The organism is Mesorhizobium sp. M0052 (assembly GCF_040323255.1).
In the GTDB taxonomy this organism is placed as follows: Bacteria; Pseudomonadota; Alphaproteobacteria; order Rhizobiales; family Rhizobiaceae; genus Mesorhizobium.
In genome coordinates this window covers 47874-66143 of sequence record NZ_JAMYUS010000008.1, presented here as the reverse complement: position 1 = coordinate 66143, position 18270 = coordinate 47874, and the positions used below count along the sequence as shown (strand labels likewise).

18 protein-coding genes are annotated in these 18270 nt (G+C 63.0%); 1 reads left to right on the top strand and 17 read right to left on the bottom strand.

The features are described from left to right. Positions 1-268 precede the first annotated feature (268 nt). From NKJ77_RS12725 to proS, 3 genes are all read right to left on the bottom strand, one after another. Complete coding sequence (locus NKJ77_RS12725) at positions 269-952, bottom strand: ABC transporter ATP-binding protein (RefSeq protein ID WP_023685211.1); 684 nt, start codon at positions 950-952, stop codon at positions 269-271. Continuing rightward, complete coding sequence (locus NKJ77_RS12720; protein ID WP_031194713.1) at positions 949-2187, bottom strand: lipoprotein-releasing ABC transporter permease subunit; 1239 nt, start codon at positions 2185-2187, stop codon at positions 949-951. Before NKJ77_RS12720 ends, NKJ77_RS12725 begins: the two co-directional genes overlap by 4 nt. 104 nt (positions 2188-2291) lie before the next feature. Beyond that, positions 2292-3620, bottom strand: coding sequence for a proline--tRNA ligase (gene proS, locus NKJ77_RS12715; protein WP_023670802.1), 1329 nt, complete (start codon positions 3618-3620; stop codon positions 2292-2294). Here proS and NKJ77_RS12710 point away from each other — a divergent pair. Beyond that, positions 3619-3813 (top strand): hypothetical protein, encoded by a 195-nt coding sequence (locus tag NKJ77_RS12710; protein WP_023830509.1) that lies wholly within the window; start codon positions 3619-3621, stop codon positions 3811-3813. The two genes, proS and NKJ77_RS12710, sit on opposite strands and share 2 nt — an antisense overlap. A 535-nt stretch (positions 3814-4348) precedes the next feature. Here NKJ77_RS12710 and NKJ77_RS12705 read toward each other — a convergent pair. The 14 genes from NKJ77_RS12705 to NKJ77_RS12640 form a co-directional block, all read right to left on the bottom strand. Beyond that, positions 4349-4633: a DUF1467 family protein gene (locus NKJ77_RS12705; protein ID WP_023823104.1), complete on the bottom strand. Its 285-nt coding sequence runs from the start codon at positions 4631-4633 to the stop codon at positions 4349-4351. Beyond that, positions 4630-5034 carry a methylmalonyl-CoA epimerase gene (mce, locus tag NKJ77_RS12700; protein ID WP_023739140.1) on the bottom strand — a complete coding sequence of 135 codons (405 nt, stop codon included), beginning with the start codon at positions 5032-5034 and terminating at the stop codon, positions 4630-4632. Before mce ends, NKJ77_RS12705 begins: the two co-directional genes overlap by 4 nt. Before the next feature lie 97 nt (positions 5035-5131). Next, a complete protein-coding gene (locus NKJ77_RS12695) occupies positions 5132-6805 on the bottom strand; it encodes a ribonuclease J (RefSeq protein WP_352535285.1) in 1674 nt (557 codons plus the stop codon). A gap of 32 nt (positions 6806-6837) precedes the next feature. After that, on the bottom strand, positions 6838-7659 hold the full coding sequence (locus tag NKJ77_RS12690; protein WP_352535284.1) for a biotin--[acetyl-CoA-carboxylase] ligase: 822 nt from the start codon (positions 7657-7659) through the stop codon (positions 6838-6840). A 4-nt stretch (positions 7660-7663) separates the two neighbouring features. Further along, complete coding sequence (nuoN, locus tag NKJ77_RS12685; RefSeq protein WP_023830508.1) at positions 7664-9100, bottom strand: NADH-quinone oxidoreductase subunit NuoN; 1437 nt, start codon at positions 9098-9100, stop codon at positions 7664-7666. Positions 9101-9118: 18 nt separating this feature from the next. After that, on the bottom strand, positions 9119-10624 hold the full coding sequence (locus tag NKJ77_RS12680; protein WP_023690959.1) for an NADH-quinone oxidoreductase subunit M: 1506 nt from the start codon (positions 10622-10624) through the stop codon (positions 9119-9121). Further along, positions 10624-12597, bottom strand: coding sequence for an NADH-quinone oxidoreductase subunit L (nuoL, locus tag NKJ77_RS12675; RefSeq protein WP_023830506.1), 1974 nt, complete (start codon positions 12595-12597; stop codon positions 10624-10626). Before nuoL ends, NKJ77_RS12680 begins: the two co-directional genes overlap by 1 nt. 10 nt (positions 12598-12607) lie before the next feature. Then, entirely contained in the window at positions 12608-12916 is a 309-nt protein-coding gene (gene nuoK / locus NKJ77_RS12670) for an NADH-quinone oxidoreductase subunit NuoK (RefSeq protein WP_023670810.1), read from the bottom strand. A 1-nt stretch (position 12917) separates the two neighbouring features. After that, entirely contained in the window at positions 12918-13538 is a 621-nt protein-coding gene (locus NKJ77_RS12665; RefSeq protein ID WP_023830505.1) for an NADH-quinone oxidoreductase subunit J, read from the bottom strand. 123 nt (positions 13539-13661) lie between these two features. Then, complete coding sequence (nuoI, locus tag NKJ77_RS12660; protein ID WP_023690956.1) at positions 13662-14153, bottom strand: NADH-quinone oxidoreductase subunit NuoI; 492 nt, start codon at positions 14151-14153, stop codon at positions 13662-13664. Then, on the bottom strand, positions 14153-15196 hold the full coding sequence (nuoH, locus tag NKJ77_RS12655) for an NADH-quinone oxidoreductase subunit NuoH (protein WP_023685202.1): 1044 nt from the start codon (positions 15194-15196) through the stop codon (positions 14153-14155). The genes nuoI and nuoH overlap by 1 nt, the downstream gene beginning before the upstream one ends. A 2-nt stretch (positions 15197-15198) precedes the next feature. Next, positions 15199-17280, bottom strand: a complete 2082-nt coding sequence (gene nuoG / locus NKJ77_RS12650) for an NADH-quinone oxidoreductase subunit NuoG (RefSeq protein WP_023830504.1) — start codon at positions 17278-17280, stop codon at positions 15199-15201. Beyond that, complete coding sequence (locus NKJ77_RS12645) at positions 17280-17561, bottom strand: pentapeptide repeat-containing protein (RefSeq protein WP_023830503.1); 282 nt, start codon at positions 17559-17561, stop codon at positions 17280-17282. Before NKJ77_RS12645 ends, nuoG begins: the two co-directional genes overlap by 1 nt. Positions 17562-17572: 11 nt before the next feature. Then, positions 17573-18265, bottom strand: a complete 693-nt coding sequence (locus tag NKJ77_RS12640) for a helix-hairpin-helix domain-containing protein (RefSeq protein ID WP_023830502.1) — start codon at positions 18263-18265, stop codon at positions 17573-17575. Positions 18266-18270 lie beyond the last annotated feature (5 nt).

Sequence of the window (18270 nt, the reverse complement as noted above, 5' to 3'; positions counted from 1 at the left end):
TCGCTCATAACTCTCTCCTGTTGTTGATATGTTCGTATTTTGTTCTAACTTTGTTCGAAAGTCAATGAGCGGAAAGCGGCATGCCGACGAATCCTGACAGCCGGTTTGGGCAGGGTTAAGGAAAGGTTGACGGGGTGACGGCAGTGCTGACGCAGGGCGCATCGCATGCCTTTGCGATCGGCCGAGACGCACCAATCAATTCGTCATCCTAGGGCGGAGCAAGGAGCGCAGCGACGCGGCGCAGACGCTAGGATGACGAAGTTGGGGCCTACAACGGAACGACCTTGCCGTCCGCCAGCGTCACCCGCCGGTCCATGCGCGAGGCGAGTTCGTGATTGTGGGTGGCGATCAGCGCGGCAAGGCCGGACTGCTTGACCAGCGCGCCGAGCGCCTCGAACACATAGGACGCGGTGACCGGGTCGAGATTGCCGGTCGGCTCGTCGGCGAGCAGCAGCAAGGGCGCGTTGGCGACCGCGCGGGCAATGGCGACGCGCTGCTGCTCGCCGCCGGACAGTTCCGACGGCCGGTGCGACGCGCGCTTGCCGATCTGCATATAGTCGAGCAGCTGTGCTGCGCGCTCCGACGCCTCCTTGCGCGAAAGCCCTTTGATCAGCTGCGGCATCATGATGTTTTCCAGTGCCGAAAACTCCGGCAGCAGATGATGGAACTGATAGACGAAGCCGACATCGTTGCGGCGGATCGCCGTGCGTTCGTCGTCGGAGAGCCGTCCGCAGGCGCGGCCGGCCAGAATGACGTCACCGGCGTCGGGGCGCTCGAGCAGGCCCGCCGTATGGAGCAGCGTCGACTTGCCGGTGCCCGACGGCGCCACCAGCGCCACCATCTCGCCGCGCTTCAGCGAAAAGTCGGCGCCGTTCAAAATGGTGAGCTTGCGCGGCCCCTGGACATAGTGCCGCTCGACGCTCTTCAGCTCGATAATGATCTCGGACTTCATTCGTATCTCAAGGCCTCGACCGGATCGAGCCGTGCGGCGCGCCATGCCGGAAACACTGTTGCCAGGAAGGACAGGCCGAGCGCCATCAGGATGACATAGGTGGTCTCGCGTGGGTCCATCTTTGCCGGCAGCTGGCTGAGGAAATAGAGTTCCGGATTGAACAGCACCTTGCCGGTCATCCAGGAGAAGAACTGGCGGATCGATTCGATGTTGGTGCAGATGAGCACCCCGAGCAGCACGCCGGCGAGCGTGCCGGTTACGCCGATCGCAGCGCCCGTCATCAGGAAGATGCGCAGGATGGCGCCGCGCGAGGCGCCCATTGTGCGCAGGATGGCGATATCGTGGCCCTTGTCCTTCACCAGCATGATCAGGCCGGAGATGATGTTGAGCGCCGCCACCAGCACGATCAGCGTCAGGATCATGAACATGACGTTGCGCTCGACCTGCAGTGCTGAAAAGAACGTCTCGTTGCGCTGGCGCCAGTCGACCATGTCGATCGGCCGTTGCGCCGCCGCATCGACCAGCGGTTTCAGCGCGTCGACATTATCGGGATTGTCGACATAGATCTCGATCGTCTGCGCCCTGCCGTCCATGTTGAAATAGAGCTGCGCTTCGGAAAACGGCATGTAGACGATGGAGCTGTCATACTCCGACATGCCGACCTCGAAGATCGCCGCCACCTTGTAGCCCTTCAGCCGCGGCGTCGTGCCCATCGGCGTCACATCGCCGTCCGGCGAGATCAGCGTGATGGTGTCGCCGAGCACAAGGCCGAGATTCTCCGCCATGCGCTTGCCGATAGCGACGCCCTCGCCGGAGTCGAAGCCGTCAAGCGTGCCTTGCTTGACGTTTTGGGCGACGATGGCGATCTTGCCGAGGTCTTCGGCCCTGATACCGCGCACCAGCGCGCCCATGCCGCCGCCGACATTGCCCTGCGCCAGCACCTGGCCGTCGATCAGCGGGATCGCGTATTTGACGCCGGCCACGCCGTTGATGCGGGCTGCGACCTGCGCATAATCCTCAAGCGGCGAATCCAGCGGCTGCACGATCAGATGGCCGTTGACGCCGAGGATGCGGGTCAGAAGTTCGGCTCGAAACCCGTTCATGACAGCCATGACGACGATCAGCGTGGCGACGCCCAGCATGATGCCTAGGAAGGAGATCGAGGCGATGACCGAGATCACCGTCTCCTTGCGGCGCGACCGCAAATAACGCCAGGCGACCATGCGTTCGAACATGGAGAACGGGCCGGCGACCGGAGACTTGGTGACCGGAGACTTGGCGACCGGAGACTTGCCAACCGGAGACTGGGCTACCGAAGACTTCGCTGCCGCGGCTTCGCTCATGCGGTTGCACCGAAGCGTTTCCTGGCCTCCGCGACCGGCAGCGTCTCGCGCTCGCCGGTCCGGCGGTTCTTGATCTCGATCTCGCCGGCGGCCACGCCGCGCGGCCCGACGATCACCTGCCAGGGCAGGCCGATCAGGTCTGCGGTGGCGAACTTGCCGCCCGGCCGCTGGTCGGTGTCGTCGTAAAGCACATCCTTGCCGGCGCTGGTGAAGGCGGCGTAGAGCTCGCCGCAGACGCGGTCGCACTCGGCGTCGCCGGCCTTCATGTTGATCAGGCCGATGTCGAACGGCGTCACCGCTTCCGGCCAGATGATGCCGTTATCGTCATGGCTGGCCTCGATGATCGCTGCCACCAGCCGCGACGGACCGATACCGTAGGAGCCGCCGGAAACGAAATGATCCTTGCCGTCGGGCCCGGTCACCTTGGCGCCCATGGGCTTGGAATATTTGTCGCCGAAATGAAAGATGTGGCCGACCTCGATGCCGCGTGCCGAGACCCGGTCGGCTTCGCCAAGCTTGTCCCAGGCCGCCTCGTCATGCATCTCGTCGGTGGCGGCGTAAGGCGTCGTCCACGTTTTGACGATGTCGGCGATCTCGCCGTCATTGCCGAAGTCGGTTTTCTCGCCGGGCACCTGGAGCGACAGATATTCGCGGTCGCAATAGACCTGGCTCTCGCCGGTGTCGGCCAGGATGATGAATTCATGGCTGAGATCGCCGCCGATCGGCCCGGTGTCGGCCCGCATCGGAATGGCCTGCAGCCCCATGCGCGTGAACGTTCGGAGATAGGATACGAACATGCGGTTGTAGGCGGCCTTCGCGCCCTCGAAATCGAGGTCGAAGGAATAGGCGTCCTTCATCAGGAATTCGCGTGAACGCATGACGCCGAAGCGCGGACGCACCTCGTCGCGGAACTTCCACTGGATGTGGTAGAGGTTGAGCGGCAAATCCTTGTACGACTTGACGTAGGCGCGCACGATCTCGGTGACCACTTCCTCATTGGTCGGACCGTAGAGCATGTCGCGGTCCTGCCGGTCCTTGATGCGCAGCATCTCCTTGCCATAGTCGTCATAGCGGCCGCTTTCGCGCCACAGATCGGCCGACTGGATGGTCGGCATCAGGATTTCCAGCGCGCCGGCGCGGTTCTGCTCCTCGCGGATGATGCGGCAGACCTTGTCGAGCACCAGCTTGCCCAGCGGCAGCCAGGAAAAGCTGCCCTGCCCCTGCTGGCGGATCATGCCGGCACGCAGCATCAGCCGGTGCGAGACGATCTCGGCCTCGCGCGGATTTTCTTTCAGGATGGGCAGGAAAAACTGCGACAAACGCATGGACAGGTCCGTGAGAGAGGAGGCTGCGCCGGAATCGGCGCGGCTGGCTTGTTTGCCCCGGCTTCATAGCTATTTCGTGACGGAATGGAAACCCGACCGGCCGCATCGGCCGGAAATCGCAAAAATCGATTCTTCTTCCAAAGACCTTCGCACCGAAAACGATAATGCTTTTGATACAAAAATGATGACCTGACTCCGAAGTGCTCACACACGCTTTGCGCGTCCGGGCGACGCGGCACACCTGACCAGATTAAGGCGGCAGCCCGGTGTTGTTCGTTTCGCAAGCAAAGCCTGCCGCACTATTGTGCACTGCAGCACAGATTGCCCGATTGCGGGCAAAATTCTGCGTGACAATTTCATCAGGGTTAGGCTAGTGTGCCCCGATAACCGAGAGGGTGGAGAAAAATCTGCTCTCCTACGCGGTCAAAGTCTTGGGAGGATGCGATCTAGGCGCGGTTAACCGCTGCCGCCGGAAACCGGAAAACAGATCGGAACGCGTTTAAATTGCAAGGCCTTGTGCCTTGCATTTTTTTTGCCCGATCATCTGGTTAGATCAACCTGTTCCCAAATCACGTGAGCTTGCGTCAGCCTGATACCCAGCCGTGATTCTAATGCGGGTGGGCCATGCCTGGCCGCCGATTGCGCATCGCAAGCTGGTGAGCCAAAACCCGAGTTTGGCGCTCCGAAACAGGCACAAACATCCAAGCCGATCTGTCGGCGGAAAGTGTTTAGTTAGCCGGTGCCTGGCTGGCTTCGGGGATGATGTGCGGGACTTCGTCGAGGCTGTAGCCCAGCCCGTGCGTCAGGCTGTAGAAAACCCCCATGACGACAGCCGTGACGATAGTGGTGCGGATCACGGCGCGCAGCATATGCGGTCCGCGCGGCGCGCTCGCAACCGTGCCCAGCGTCACGTCATGGTCGTCATCCTGCGTCTTGACGCTGAACGGCAGCACGATGAACAGCATCAGCCACCAGGTGATGAAGAACAGCGCGGCAAACGAAATCCAGCTCATGCCTGCTCCAGTTCGACCAGCGTGCCGAAGAAATCCTTGGGATGCAGGAACAGCACCGGCTTGCCGTGGGCGCCGGTTTTGGGATTGCCGTCGCCCAGCACGCGGGCGCCGCTCGCTTTGAGGTGATCGCGCGCGACAAGGATGTCGTCGACCTCGTAGCAGACATGATGCATGCCACCCGAGGGGTTCTTCGCCAGAAAGGCCGCGATCGGCGACCGTTCGCCCAGCGGCTCCAGGAGTTCGATCTTGGTGTTGCCGACATCGACGAACACCACCGTCACGCCATGCTCGGGCAAAGCCTGCGGCGCAGTCACCCGCGCGCCAAGTGTATCGCGATAGGCCGCAATCGCCGCGGCCAGGTCCGGTACGGCAAGTGCTACATGGTTCAGGCGTCCCAGCATGAAGTGCTCCACAAGTTAAGGGAGTAGGGAATAGGCAGCAGGCAGTAGTGATACATCCGCATTTTTCTCCACTGCCTACCGCCTACTGCCTATTCCCTCACCTCGTCACAAACACCGTCACCAGCGGCTTCTTGCCCCAGGCTTCGTTGGCGGCGCCGCCCCCGGCGCGGCGCACCGCTTCCTGCACCAGATCGAGGTCCTTGCGGCGCTGGCGAGGGATCGAGTCGACCGCGCCGACGGCCGCGTCGAGCATCAGATCTTCCATGTTTTCGCCACGGGCATCGGCCTCGGCGACGCCGATGGCGACCAGATCGGGATCGCCGGCGAGCTCATATTTGTCGTCGAGCACGACATTGACCGCGACATGGCCGGCAAAGGATAGCTTGCGCCGGTCGCGTATGCCCATCGCCTGGTCGGTGCCGATCAGCCTGCCGTCCTTGTAGATGCGGCCGAACGGCACCTGGTCGATGATCGTGGCCGGACCCGGCGCCAGCCGCAGCATGTCGCCGTCGCGCACTTGCGCCACCTGGCCGATGCCCGACGTCGACATCAGCGACTCCTGCGCCACTAGATGCGCGGCTTCGCCGTGCACGGGAACGCCGATCTGCGGCCGCACCCATTCATACATCCTGCGCAATTCGCTGCGGCGGGGATGGCCGGAGACATGCACAAGCGCGTCGCCGTCCTCGATGATCTTGATGCCGAGGTCGATGAGGCGGTTCTTGATCTCGAGGATCGCCTTCTCGTTGCCGGGAATGGTGCGTGAGGAAAACACCACCGTGTCGCCGGCCGTAAGCGACACCGACTTCATCTCGTCGCGCGAAAGTTTTGCCAGCGCCGCCAGCGACTCGCCCTGGCTGCCGGTGCAGATGATGACCAGGTTCTCGCGCGGGATGAAGCCGAAATCCTCCTCGGCGATGAACTCCGGCAGCCCGTCCATGTAGCCGAGCTCGCCGGCGACATCGATGACCCGCTTCAGCGAGCGGCCGAGCACCAGACACTGGCGGCCGGCATCGCGCGCCGCCTTGGCGATCGAGACGATGCGCCCGACATTGGAAGAGAAGGTAGTGACGGCGACACGGCCGACAGCGCTCTGGATGACGCCCCTGAGGCCTTCGCCCACCGCCACTTCCGACGGCGATTCGCCTTCGCGTAGCGCATTGGTGGAATCGCAGACCAGCGCCAGCACGCCCTTGTCGCCATAGGCGCGAAACCGCGCCTCGTCGGTTTTCGGACCGATCGTCGGTTCCGGATCGATCTTCCAGTCGCCGGTATGGATGACGGTACCAGCCGGCGAGGTGATCGCCAGCGACATCGGCTCAGGGATGGAGTGCGCCACCGGAATGGCCTCGATCGAGAACGGGCCGACGGTGAATGTCTCGCCTGCCCGGTAGATCGTCACCGGAATTTTCTTCGGCGCGCCCTGCTCGCCTTGGCGCTTGGCGTCCAACAGGCCGGCGCTGAACGGTGTCATCCACACCGGCGCCTTCAGCTTTGGCCAGATGTCGAGCAGCGCCCCGTAATGGTCTTCATGCGCATGGGTGATGATGATGCCGCGCAGGCCGGCGAGGTTCTCCTCGATGAAGCGCGTATCGGGCAGGATCAGGTCGACGCCCGGATGCGCCGCGTCGGGAAAGGTCACGCCGACATCGACGACGATCCACTCGCGCGCGCTAGGCGGCCCATAGCCGTAAAGGGCGAAGTTCATGCCGATCTCGCCGACGCCGCCGAGCGGCACGAAGACGAGTTCGGCGTTTTGCGCTTTCGCCATCAAATTTCCCTTCCCGGCCCTTGCGACCAGCCCTAAATCTTTGCCGACGCGACGGCGCCGAAATGCACGTCGCCGGCGGCTACCGTCACGACCGACCCCTCATCATCGCGGATCACGAAACGGCAGTCCGCGTCAATGGTCTCGAAGGTACCGCGCACCACATTCCCGTCAATCCTGACAGCAACCTCGCCGCCAAGCCCCGCCGCGCGCGCCAGCCAGCGACGCCGGATGGCGTCGAGCCCGCGTCCGTCGTCCCACAGCCGGGCATTGTCGGTCCAGGCATCGGACAGCGCCAAGAACAGCGTTTCGGCGTCGCATGTCGCGCCCAGTGCCTGAAGCGATGTCGCCGGATACGGCAAATCCGGCGGATGCGCCACCACATTGACGCCGATGCCCACCGCCACCGCGAAACGGCCGCCATCGAGAATGGCCGATTCCAGCAGGATGCCGGCCAGCTTGGCGCCGGAGGCCAGCACATCGTTCGGCCATTTCAGCTCGAAGCGGTTCTGCCCCTGGCTGGCGCCGTCGAGGCCGATAGCGATCCTGCCCTTCGGCACCACGGCGTCGAGCGCGTCGGCCAGCGACAGGCCGGCGACGAAGCCCAGCGTCGCCGCCAGACGCAACTCACCGCCGGCGATGACCAGCAATGTCGCCGCCAGATTGCCCTCGGGCGATACCCAGGCCCTGCCGCGGCGGCCACGGCCGCTTTCCTGCTTCTTGGAAACGACCCACAATTTGCCGGGATCGCCTGCCCTTGCATGGTCCAGCGCCAGCGTGTTGGTGGAACCCACGCTGTCATGCGCCTCGAGCCGGAACCCTTCCGTCTCAGAGGTCGGAGCCAGCCGAAATGCCATCCGGTCAGAAAAATGTCTTGGCGGCGGCTTCGGCGTAGGTCGCGATCGGACCGCCGATCAGCACATAGAACAGCACGAAAGCGCCGGAGACACCAAGCACGAGGCGCAGCTCAACCGCCATCGGAACGAAGCCGCCGGCCGGTTCGTCGAACCACATGATCTTGATGATACGCAGATAGTAGAAAGCGCCCACGACGGAGGCCAGCACGCCGATGATCGCCAGCGCATAGAGGTTGGCGTTGATGGCGGCGAGGAACACGTACCATTTCCCCCAGAAGCCGGCGAGCGGCGGGATGCCGGCCAGCGAGAACATCAGGATGGTCAGGATCGTCGCCATGATCGGGTTGGTCGACGACAGACCGGCGAGATCGCTGATCTGCTCGACATTGCCTTCCTTGCGCCGCATGGCGAGGATGAAGGCGAAGGTGCCGAGCGTCATGACGAGATAGATCAGCATGTAGATGGCGACGCCGCGCACGCCGGCCTGGCTGTTGGCGGCAAGGCCGACCAGCGCGTAGCCCATATGGCCGATCGAGGAGTACGCCATCAGCCGCTTGATGTTGGTCTGGCCGATGGCGGCAAAGGAGCCGAGCGCCATCGAGGCGATCGAGATGAAGACGATGATCTGCTGCCAGTCGGAAGCGATCGGCTTGAAGGCGCCCATGGTGACGCGCACGATCAGCGCCATCGCCGCCATTTTGGGGGCAGCCGCCAGGAAAGCGGTGACCGGCGTCGGCGCGCCCTCGTAGACATCGGGCGTCCACATATGGAACGGCACCGCGGAAATCTTGAAGGCAAGGCCGGCCAAAACGAAGACCAGGCCGACGACCAGGCCGAGCTGGCGCTCGCCGCTGCCCAGCGCGGAGGAAATTTCCTGGAAGCCTACATTGCCGGTGTAGCCGTAAATGAGGCTGATTCCGTAAAGCAGCATGCCCGACGATAGCGCGCCGAGCACAAAATACTTCAAACCGGCCTCGGTCGAACGCAGATTGTCGCGATTGATCGCCGCCAGCACGTAAATCGCCAGCGACTGCAGCTCGAGGCCGAGATAGAGCCCGATCATGCCGTTGGCCGAGATCATCAGCATCATACCGAGCGTGCAGAGCAGGATCAGCACCGGGTATTCGAACTTGTCGAAATGCTCCTGCCTGGCGAAGCGCATCGACATCACCAGCGTCACCGCCGAACCGATCAGCGACAGCACCTTCATGAAGCGGGAGAACGGATCCTGGATGAAGGCGTTGCCGTAGGCGCTCCCCTGCCCCGTGGGAAAGATCAGCCATAGGCCTGCGATCACCAGCACGGCGACGGCAAGGCCGGTCACCAGAATGGCAGTGTTGGCGCGCGAATAGGCGCCGACCATCAACAGCGCCAGCGCGCCGATGGCGAGGATCAGCTCCGGCGTCGAGAGCGAAAGGCTGGAATAAAGGTCCGGCGTCATGGTTCGCAAAACCTCTGGTCAGTTCGCCGCCGCGGTCTGCGCGGCGCCGATGGATGCGGTGACATTGGTGACGAGCGCCTTGACCGACTGGGCCGTGGCATCGAAGACGGGAGCGGGATAGACGCCGAAGAAGATGACTAGCACGACCAGCGGGTAGATGATCGCCTTCTCGCGCGTCGACAGATCGAGCAGGCCCTTCAGGCTTTCCTTGGTCAGCGCGCCGAAGATCACCCGGCGGTAGAGCCAGAGCGCGTAGGCCGCCGACAGGATGACGCCGGTGGCGGCGAAGAAAGCCACCCAGGTGTTGACCCGGAACACGCCGAGCATGGTCAGGAACTCGCCGACGAAGCCTGACGTGCCCGGCAAGCCGACATTGGCCATGGTGAAGATCAGGAACACCGTGGCGTATTTCGGCATGTTGTTGACCAAGCCGCCATAGGCGTCGATCTCGCGCGTGTGCATGCGGTCGTAGATGACGCCGACGCACAGGAACAGCGCGCCCGAGACGAGGCCGTGGCTCAGCATCTGGAAGATCGCGCCCTGCACGCCTTCCTGGTTCATGGCGAAGATGCCCATGGTGACGAAGCCCATATGCGCGACGGAGGAATAGGCGATCAGCTTCTTCATGTCCTCCTGCATCAGCGCCACCAGGGAGGTGTAGATGATGGCGACGACCGACAGCGTAAACACCAGCGGCGCGAACATTTCCGAGGCCAGCGGGAACATCGGCAGGGAAAAGCGCAGGAAGCCGTACCCGCCCATTTTCAACAGGATGCCGGCCAGGATCACCGAGCCCGCCGTCGGCGCTTCGACGTGGGCGTCGGGCAGCCAGGTGTGCACCGGCCACATCGGCATCTTCACCGCGAAGGAGGCGAAGAAGGCCAGAAATAGCCATGTCTGCATGTGGGCCGGGAAGTTGTGGGTCAGCAGCGTCGGGATGTCGGTGGTGCCCGCCTGGAAGAACATCGCCATGATGGCGAGCAGCATCAGCACCGAGCCGGCCAACGTGTAGAGGAAGAACTTGAACGAGGCATAGACGCGGCGCTTGCCGCCCCAGACGCCGATGATGATGAACATCGGGATCAGGCCGGCCTCGAAGAAGACGTAGAACAGCACGATGTCGAGCGCGCAGAACACGCCGATCATCAGCGTTTCCAAGAGCAGGAAGGCGATCATGTAGGCCTTGACGCGCTTGTCGATCGCTTCCCACGACGCCAGGATGCAGAGCGGCATCAGGAACGTCGTCAGGATGACGAACAGCATCGAAATGCCGTCGACGCCCATATGGTAGGAGATGCCGGAATCCAGCCAGGCAAACTTCTCGACGAACTGGAAGCCGGCCTGCGAATTGTCGAAGCCGGTCCAGATGAACAGCGAGATGATGAAGGTGGCCGCCGTCGTCGTGAACGCGATGGCGCGGATGTTGCGACGCGCATTCGGGCTGTCATCCCTGATGAACAGGATCATCAGCACACCTACGAGCGGCAGGAAGGTGACCAGCGAGAGGATTGGCCAGGCGGTCATCAGAGCATCATCCAGGTGACGAGTGCGGCCACGCCGATCAGCATGGCGAAGGCATAGTGATAGAGATAGCCGGTCTGCAGCTTGACGACGCGGTCGGTGACATCGACGACGCGCGCCGAAATGCCGTCAGGGCCGAGCCCGTCGATGATGGTGCCGTCGCCGGTCTTCCACAAGAACCTGCCCAGCGCCTTTGCCGGCCGCACGAACAGGACGTCGTAGAGCTCGTCGAAGTACCATTTGTTGAGCAGGAAGGCATAGAGCAGCCGATGGTTGGCGGCGACGCTCCGGGGCAGTTCCGGCGAGCGGATGTAGAACTTCCAGGCGACGGCAAAGCCGATGATCATGGCGACGAACGGTGCCAGCTCGACCCACAGCGGCAATTCGTGGATATCGTGCAGGATGTGGTTGTCCGGCAGCGTGAACAGCGAGGCCTTCCAGAATTCGGCATAGGCTTCGCCGATGAAGGCACCATGGAAGATAACGCCGGCAAACAGCGCGCCCGCGGCCAGGATGAACAGCGGCACCAGCATCACCGGCGGCGATTCATGGACATGGTGCATGACGTCGTGGCTCGCCCGCGGCTCGCCGTGGAAGGTCATGAAGATCAGCCGCCAGGAGTAGAAGGACGTGAAGCAGGCGGCGATGACCAGCAGGACAAAAGCGAGGCCGGCGACCGAATTGTGGTCGGCAAAGGCAGCCTCGATGATGGCATCCTTGGAGAAGAAGCCGGCGGTGCCGATGACGGTCACCGGAATGCCGACGCCGGTCAGCGCCAGCGTGCCGATCACCATCATCCAGTAGGTCTTCGGAATGAGCTTCCGCAGGCCACCCATCTTGCGCATGTCCTGCTCGTCGGAGACGGCATGGATGACCGAGCCGGAGCCCAGGAACAGCAGCGCCTTGAAGAAGGCATGCGTGAACAGATGGAAGATCGCCGCGCCATAGGCGCCGACGCCGAGCGCGACGAACATGTAGCCGAGCTGCGAGCAGGTCGAATAGGCGATGACGCGCTTGATGTCGTTCTGGACCAGGCCGACGGTCGCCGCGAAGAAGGCGGTGAAGGCGCCGATGAAGGTCACCACCGTGAGCGCCGAATGCGACAGTTCGAAGAGCGGCGACAGCCGCGCCAGCATGAACACGCCGGCCGTCACCATGGTGGCGGCATGGATCAGCGCGGAAACCGGCGTCGGGCCCTCCATCGCGTCCGGCAGCCAGGTGTGCAGCGGCACCTGCGCCGACTTGCCCATGGCGCCCATGAACAGCAGCAGGCAGACGATGGTCATGGCCGCCTGCTTGTCCAGCGCATAGCCGAGGAAGGTCAGCACGGCGGCCCCTTGCGGCGCGCCTTCGGCCGGAATGAACGTCGCGGCATTGGCGAAGATGGTGCCGAGATTGACCGAGCCGAACAAAACGAAGACGCCGAAAATGCCGAGCGCGAAGCCGAAATCGCCGACGCGGTTGACGACGAAGGCCTTGATGGCCGCTGCATTGGCCGACGGCTTCTTGTACCAGAAGCCGATCAGCAAATAAGAGGCGAGACCCACCCCTTCCCAGCCGAAGAACATCTGCACCAGATTGTCGGCCGTCACCAGCATCAGCATGGCGAAGGTGAACAGCGACAGATAGGCGAAGAAGCGCGGCCGGTTAGGGTCGTGGTGCATGTAGCCGATCGAATAGATGTGGACCAGCGCCGACACCGTGTTGACCACGACCAGCATCACCACGGTCAGCGTGTCGATCCTGAGCGCCCAATTGGCGTCGAGCCCGCCCGACTGGATCCAGCGCAGCACCGGCACGGTGAACACTTCGCCTTCGCCGAAGCCGACCGAGAAGAAGGCGACCCAGGACAGCACGGCCGAGATCACCAGGAAGCCGGAGGTGATGTATTCCGAGGCCTTGGCGCCCAGCGCATTGCCGAACAGGCCGACGATCAGGAAGCCGAGCAGCGGAAGGAAGACGATCGCTTGATACATGTTAGCCCCGTCAACCCTTCATCTGGTTCACGTCTTCGACCGCGATCGAGCCGCGGTTGCGGAAGAAGACGACGAGAATGGCAAGACCGATGGCCGCTTCAGCGGCTGCAACCGTCAGCACGAACAGCGCAAACACCTGTCCGACGAGATCGCCCAATGCCGCCGAGAAGGCGACGAAATTGATGTTGACCGCCAAAAGGATCAGCTCGATCGACATCAGGATGACGATGATGTTGCGGCGGTTCAGGAAGATGCCGAACACGCCGAGCGTGAACAGAATCGCCGATACAGTCAAATAATGTGCGATGCCGACGACCATCTCAGAGCCCCTCGCCCGACTTGACCTTGCGGATTTCCATGCCCGTCGCCGGCGTGCGGCCGACCTGGGCGGCGATCGACTGCCGCTTGACGCCCGGCTTGTGGCGCAGCGTCAAGACGATGGCGCCGATCATGGCGACCAGCAGGATGAGGCCCGAAATCTGGAAGTAGTAGAGGTAGTCGGTATAGAGGATGTCGCCGAGTGCTGCGGTGTTTGTCCGCGCGGCAAGATCCGGGATGGGTTTGGAGACCGTCGAAGCCAGTTGCGGCGCGAATGTGTAGCCGCCGAGCACCACAATCAGCTCCGCCGCCAGGATCAGCCCGACCAGCGCGCCGATCGGCGCATATTGCAGGGCGCCTTCCTTCATCTCGGCGAAGTCGACGTCGAGCATCATGACGACGAACAGGAACAGCACCATGACCGCGCCGACATAGACGACGAGCAGGATCATCGCCAGGAACTCGGCGCCGGTCAGCATGAACAGGCCGGCGGCGTTGAAGAAGGTCAGGATCAGGAACAGCACGGAATGCACGGGGTTGCGCGACGAAATGACCATGAAGGCCGACGCCACCGCGACAAAGGCGAAGAGGTAGAAAAAGGCCGCCTCTAGTCCACTCAGCATTGGGGATCCCCCGGGTTCCTGTCCAAACAGGACATCCGTCCTGTTTGATTTCTGCGACCGCCTCCGGCCGGCAAGTTGCGTTGTCCTTAGACGAGGCCCCTCGCCCCGTCCATGCGTCAAATGTCAGCGGTAGGGCGAGTCCAGCGAGATGTTGCGCGCCAGTTCGCGCTCCCAGCGGTCGCCATTCGCCAGCAGCCTGTCCTTGTCGTAGTAAAGCTCTTCGCGCGTCTCCGTCGCGAACTCGAAATTCGGCCCCTCGACGATGGCGTCGACCGGGCAGGCTTCCTGGCAGAAGCCGCAATAGATGCACTTCACCATGTCGATGTCGTAGCGCACGGTGCGGCGCGTGCCGTCATTGCGGCGCGGGCCGGCCTCGATGGTGATCGCCTGCGCCGGACAGATCGCTTCGCACAATTTGCAGGCGATGCAGCGTTCCTCGCCATTGGGATAGCGGCGCAGCGCGTGCTCGCCACGGAAGCGCGGGCTGGTCGGCCCTTTCTCGTGCGGATAGTTGATCGTTTCCTTCGGCGCGAAGAACTGGCGCATCGACAGGAAGAAGGCGCTGACGAAATCCTGCAGCAGCAGCGATTTGGCGGCCTGGCCAAGAGCGGACATCACGCAAACCCCGTGATCTTGAGGAAGGCCGCGGTGGCAACGACCATGAACAGCGAGATCGGCAAAAACACTTTCCAGCCGAGCCGCATCAGCTGGTCGTATCGGTAGCGCGGCACGAAGGCCTTCACCATCGAGAACATGAAGAACATCAGGCAGATCTTGAGCACGAACCAGATCACGCCGGGCACCCAGGTGAAGGGGGCGAAGTCGAAGGGCGGCAGCCAGCCGCCGAGGAACAGGATGGTGGCCAGCGCGCACATCATCACCACGGCGACGTATTCGCCGAGGAAGAACAACAGGAACGGCGTCGAGGAGTATTCGACCATATGGCCGGCGACGAGTTCCGACTCGGCTTCCACCAGGTCGAAGGGCGGGCGGTTGGTCTCGGCCAGCGCCGAGATGAAGAAAATGACGAACATCGGGAACAGCGCCAGCCAGTGCCAGTCGAGGAAGCTGTTGGGCAGGCCAAGCTTGGTGCCCAGACCGTCCTGCTGCGACAGCACGATGTCCGACAGGTTGAGCGAGCCGACGCAGAGCAGCACGGTGACGATGACGAAGCCGATCGAGACTTCGTAGGACACCATTTGCGCCGCCGAGCGCAGCGCGCCGAGGAACGGGTATTTCGAGTTGGACGCCCAGCCGCCCATGATCACGCCATAGACCTCGAGCGAGGAGATGGCGAAGACGTAGAGGATGCCGACATTGACGTTGGCGATCCCCCAGCCCGCATTGACGGGAATGACCGCCCAGGCTGAGATTGCCAGCACGGCCGACACCAGCGGCGCCAGCAGGAACACGCCCTTGTTGGCGCCGGACGGAATGACCGGTTCCTTGAAGACGAATTTCAGCAGATCGGCGAAAGCCTGCAGCGTGCCCCACGGGCCGACGACGTTCGGGCCGCGGCGCAATTGCACCGCCGCCCAGATCTTGCGGTCGGCGTAAAGCAGATAGGCGACCCCGATCAGCAAAACGACGATCAGCACGACCGACTTCAAAAGGATGATCAGCGTCGGTAGCACGTAGAAGGAGAAGAAGGTGTCCATGTCTACTCTGCCGCCTGCCTGAAGCCGTTTTTCGCCAGCGCCGAGCATTCCGCCATGACAGCGGAGGCCCGCGCGATCGGGTTGGTCAGATAGAAATCCGTGACCGGCGAGGTGAAAGTGCCCTTGTTCAGCCGCCCGCCGAGCTTCGCCACCTTGGCGACGTCATCGGCATTGCCGGGTTCGACATGATCGATGCGGGCGAGATGCGGGTATTCGCCATAAAGTTTGGCGCGCAGCTGCTGCAGCGAATCGAATGGCAGTTTCTTGCCGAGCACATCCGACAGCGCCCTCAGGATCGCCCAGTCTTCGCGCGCATCGCCCGGCGCGAAGCCGGCGCGGTTGGTCTGCTGCACGCGTCCCTCGGTGTTGACATAGGTGCCGGACTTTTCGGTGTAGGCGGCTCCCGGCAGGATGACATTGGCGCGGTGCGCACCGGCGTCGCCATGCGTGCCGACATAGACGACGAAGGCGCCGCCGGTCTTGGACATGTCGATCTCGTCGGCGCCGAGCAGGAACAGAACCTCGCTCTCCCCCAGCATGCCGGCAACGTTCTTGCCGCCCTTGCCAGGCACGAAGCCGACATCGAGACCGCCGACGCGCGCGGCCGCAGTGTGCAGCACGGCAAAGCCGTTCCAGTCGGCGCGGGCAGCGTTGACGGCGGTGGCGAGTTTCGCCGCCTGGCCGAGCACCGCCGCGCCGTCGGCACGCGACAGCGCGCCCTGGCCGACGATGATCAGCGGATGCGTCGCCTTCTTCAGCACCTGGAAGAACTTGCCATTGCCATCGGCCAGATCTTTCAGAGATTCCGGACCGGCGCCGAGCTGTTCATAATCGTAGCGTGTGTCGCCGACCTCGCCGATGATGCCGACCGGCAGATTGCCGATCCGCCAGCGCTTGCGGATGCGGGCATTTAGCACCGAGGCCTCGAAGCGCGGATTGGCGCCGATGATCAGCACCGCGTCGGCCTGCTCGATGCCCTCGATGGTCGGGTTGAAGATGTAGCTGGCGCGGCCGAGCGCGGGATCGAGTGCGGCGCCGTCCTGGCGGCAATCGGTGTTCCTTGAGCCCAACGCAGCCATAAGCTGCTTCAGTGCGTAGATTTCCTCGACGGCGGCAAGATCGCCCGCAATCGCGCCGATTTTCTGGGGCGCAGCACTCGACACCGCATCCCTGATCGCAACGAAGGCTTCGGCCCAGCTGGCCGGCGCCAACTTTCCGTCCTTGCGGACATAGGGGCGGTCGAGGCGCTGCGTGCGCAATCCGTCCCAGATGAAGCGGGTCTTGTCGGAAATCCACTCCTCGTTCACCGCTTCATTGACGCGCGGCAGGATGCGCATCACCTCGCGGCCGCGGCTGTCGACGCGGATTGCCGAGCCGACGGCGTCCATGACGTCGATGGATTCTGTCTTGGTCAGCTCCCACGGCCGTGCCTGAAAGGCGAAAGGCTTCGACGTCAGCGCGCCGACCGGGCAGAGGTCGATGACATTGCCCTGCAGCTCCGAGGTCATGGCGCTTTCGAGATAGGTGGTGATCTCGGCATCCTCGCCGCGGCCGATCAGGCCAAGCTCGGAAATGCCCGCAACTTCCGTGGTGAAGCGAACGCAGCGCGTGCAGTGGATGCAGCGGTTCATCACCGTCTTGACCAATGGGCCGATATATTTGTCTTCGACCGCGCGCTTGTTCTCGTGATAGCGCGAGGAATCGACGCCGAAGGCCATCGCCTGGTCCTGCAGGTCGCATTCGCCGCCCTGGTCGCAGATCGGGCAATCCAGCGGATGGTTGATCAAGAGGAATTCCATCACCCCTTCGCGGGCCTTCTTGACCATCGGCGTGTTGGTGAAGATTTCAGGCGCCTCGCCATTGGGTCCCGGACGGAGGTCGCGCACATTCATGGCGCAGGAGGCCTGCGGCTTCGGCGGCCCGCCCTTCACCTCGATCAGGCACATGCGGCAATTGCCGGCGATCGACAGCCGCTCATGGAAGCAGAAGCGCGGCACTTCCGCGCCGGCGTCCTCGGCCGCCTGTAGCAGCGTGTAGTGGTCGGGTACAGTGATCTCTTTCCCGTCGACCTTGAGCTTTGCCATCAATTGCCCCTGGCGGTCTGCGCCGTCTCATATGCCTGAAACAGATCGCTCAGCCTGATGCCATTGATCATCATGCCGGCGACTTCAGCGTTTTCTATCTTCAAATTGCTCATATTCACATTGCTGAAAAACGCGTCCGAGAGGTTCGCGTCCTCCACAACGGCCGCCGACAGGTCGACGTTGTGAAACTGCGTGTTCGACAAGTTCACATCGTCAAATCTGGAGTTGCTGACGATGGCATCGCGCACATCGAGAACATCGCTCCTGTCGTGGATCTCCATGCCTGCCACCCCTACTTCTTCGCCTTGGCGGCCAGCGTCAGCGCCGCGGCCTGGCGGGTCCACTCGTCGCGGCCGATACGGCCGGTGAGCGACAGGTAGTCCTCGACCCAGGCGATCTCTTCTGGCGCCCAGGCGGCGATCTGGGCAAAGGTCCAGATGCCGAGGCCGTTCAGCACCTTTTCCAGCTTCGGCCCAACGCCGGTGATCGCCTTGAGATCCGACGGCTTGGCCGGACGAGCCACGGCCTTGGGCTGTCTGAAATCCTCCGGCATCAATCCGATCGTCGCGCCTTCGGCGACGGCCTCGGTCTTCTCCGGCTCGGCATCGACGGTGAGAGCGGCAATATCGGTCACATCCTGGGCAAAACTCTGCGCCTCGGCGATCAGGGTTCTGGTCGCCGCGCGCGCCTTGGTGGCGGGGGCGGTCTCGGCGAACCCTTGGCTGCGCTGTTCGAAATCGTCGATGATCGGCTGGAAAATCCGCTGCGATGCCTCGGCAGCACCCGACAAGGCGCCGAGCCACACGCCAAATGCATGGTTGGCAAGGCCGAAGCCCAGCGCCGACATCGCGGCGGCACCCGCGACAGGATGCGCGAGAAGGTTGACGGCGCTGGCCATCTCCTTCGGCATCATCCTGGTCAAATCCTGGTTCATCTTTTCAAGCTGGTCCAAATTGGGCATCAAAGGGTTCGAATACGGCGCCATAGACA

What these genes read in the sequence shown, in the direction of transcription:
- NKJ77_RS12725 (WP_023685211.1), bottom strand. Translation starts at nt 952, where the DNA reads ATGAAGTCCGAGATCATTATCGAGCTGAAGAGCGTCGAGCGGCACTAT.
- NKJ77_RS12720 (WP_031194713.1), bottom strand. Translation starts at nt 2,187, where the DNA reads ATGTTCGAACGCATGGTCGCCTGGCGTTATTTGCGGTCGCGCCGCAAG.
- NKJ77_RS12710 (WP_023830509.1), top strand. Translation starts at nt 3,619, where the DNA reads ATGGACAGGTCCGTGAGAGAGGAGGCTGCGCCGGAATCGGCGCGGCTG.
- proS (WP_023670802.1), bottom strand. Translation starts at nt 3,620, where the DNA reads ATGCGTTTGTCGCAGTTTTTCCTGCCCATCCTGAAAGAAAATCCGCGC.
- NKJ77_RS12705 (WP_023823104.1), bottom strand. Translation starts at nt 4,633, where the DNA reads ATGAGCTGGATTTCGTTTGCCGCGCTGTTCTTCATCACCTGGTGGCTG.
- mce (WP_023739140.1), bottom strand. Translation starts at nt 5,034, where the DNA reads ATGCTGGGACGCCTGAACCATGTAGCACTTGCCGTACCGGACCTGGCC.
- NKJ77_RS12695 (WP_352535285.1), bottom strand. Translation starts at nt 6,805, where the DNA reads ATGGCGAAAGCGCAAAACGCCGAACTCGTCTTCGTGCCGCTCGGCGGC.
- NKJ77_RS12690 (WP_352535284.1), bottom strand. Translation starts at nt 7,659, where the DNA reads ATGGCATTTCGGCTGGCTCCGACCTCTGAGACGGAAGGGTTCCGGCTC.
- nuoN (WP_023830508.1), bottom strand. Translation starts at nt 9,100, where the DNA reads ATGACGCCGGACCTTTATTCCAGCCTTTCGCTCTCGACGCCGGAGCTG.
- NKJ77_RS12680 (WP_023690959.1), bottom strand. Translation starts at nt 10,624, where the DNA reads ATGACCGCCTGGCCAATCCTCTCGCTGGTCACCTTCCTGCCGCTCGTA.
- nuoL (WP_023830506.1), bottom strand. Translation starts at nt 12,597, where the DNA reads ATGTATCAAGCGATCGTCTTCCTTCCGCTGCTCGGCTTCCTGATCGTC.
- nuoK (WP_023670810.1), bottom strand. Translation starts at nt 12,916, where the DNA reads ATGGTCGTCGGCATCGCACATTATTTGACTGTATCGGCGATTCTGTTC.
- NKJ77_RS12665 (WP_023830505.1), bottom strand. Translation starts at nt 13,538, where the DNA reads ATGCTGAGTGGACTAGAGGCGGCCTTTTTCTACCTCTTCGCCTTTGTC.
- nuoI (WP_023690956.1), bottom strand. Translation starts at nt 14,153, where the DNA reads ATGTCCGCTCTTGGCCAGGCCGCCAAATCGCTGCTGCTGCAGGATTTC.
- nuoH (WP_023685202.1), bottom strand. Translation starts at nt 15,196, where the DNA reads ATGGACACCTTCTTCTCCTTCTACGTGCTACCGACGCTGATCATCCTT.
- nuoG (WP_023830504.1), bottom strand. Translation starts at nt 17,280, where the DNA reads ATGGCAAAGCTCAAGGTCGACGGGAAAGAGATCACTGTACCCGACCAC.
- NKJ77_RS12645 (WP_023830503.1), bottom strand. Translation starts at nt 17,561, where the DNA reads ATGGAGATCCACGACAGGAGCGATGTTCTCGATGTGCGCGATGCCATC.
- NKJ77_RS12640 (WP_023830502.1), bottom strand. Translation starts at nt 18,265, where the DNA reads ATGGCGCCGTATTCGAACCCTTTGATGCCCAATTTGGACCAGCTTGAA.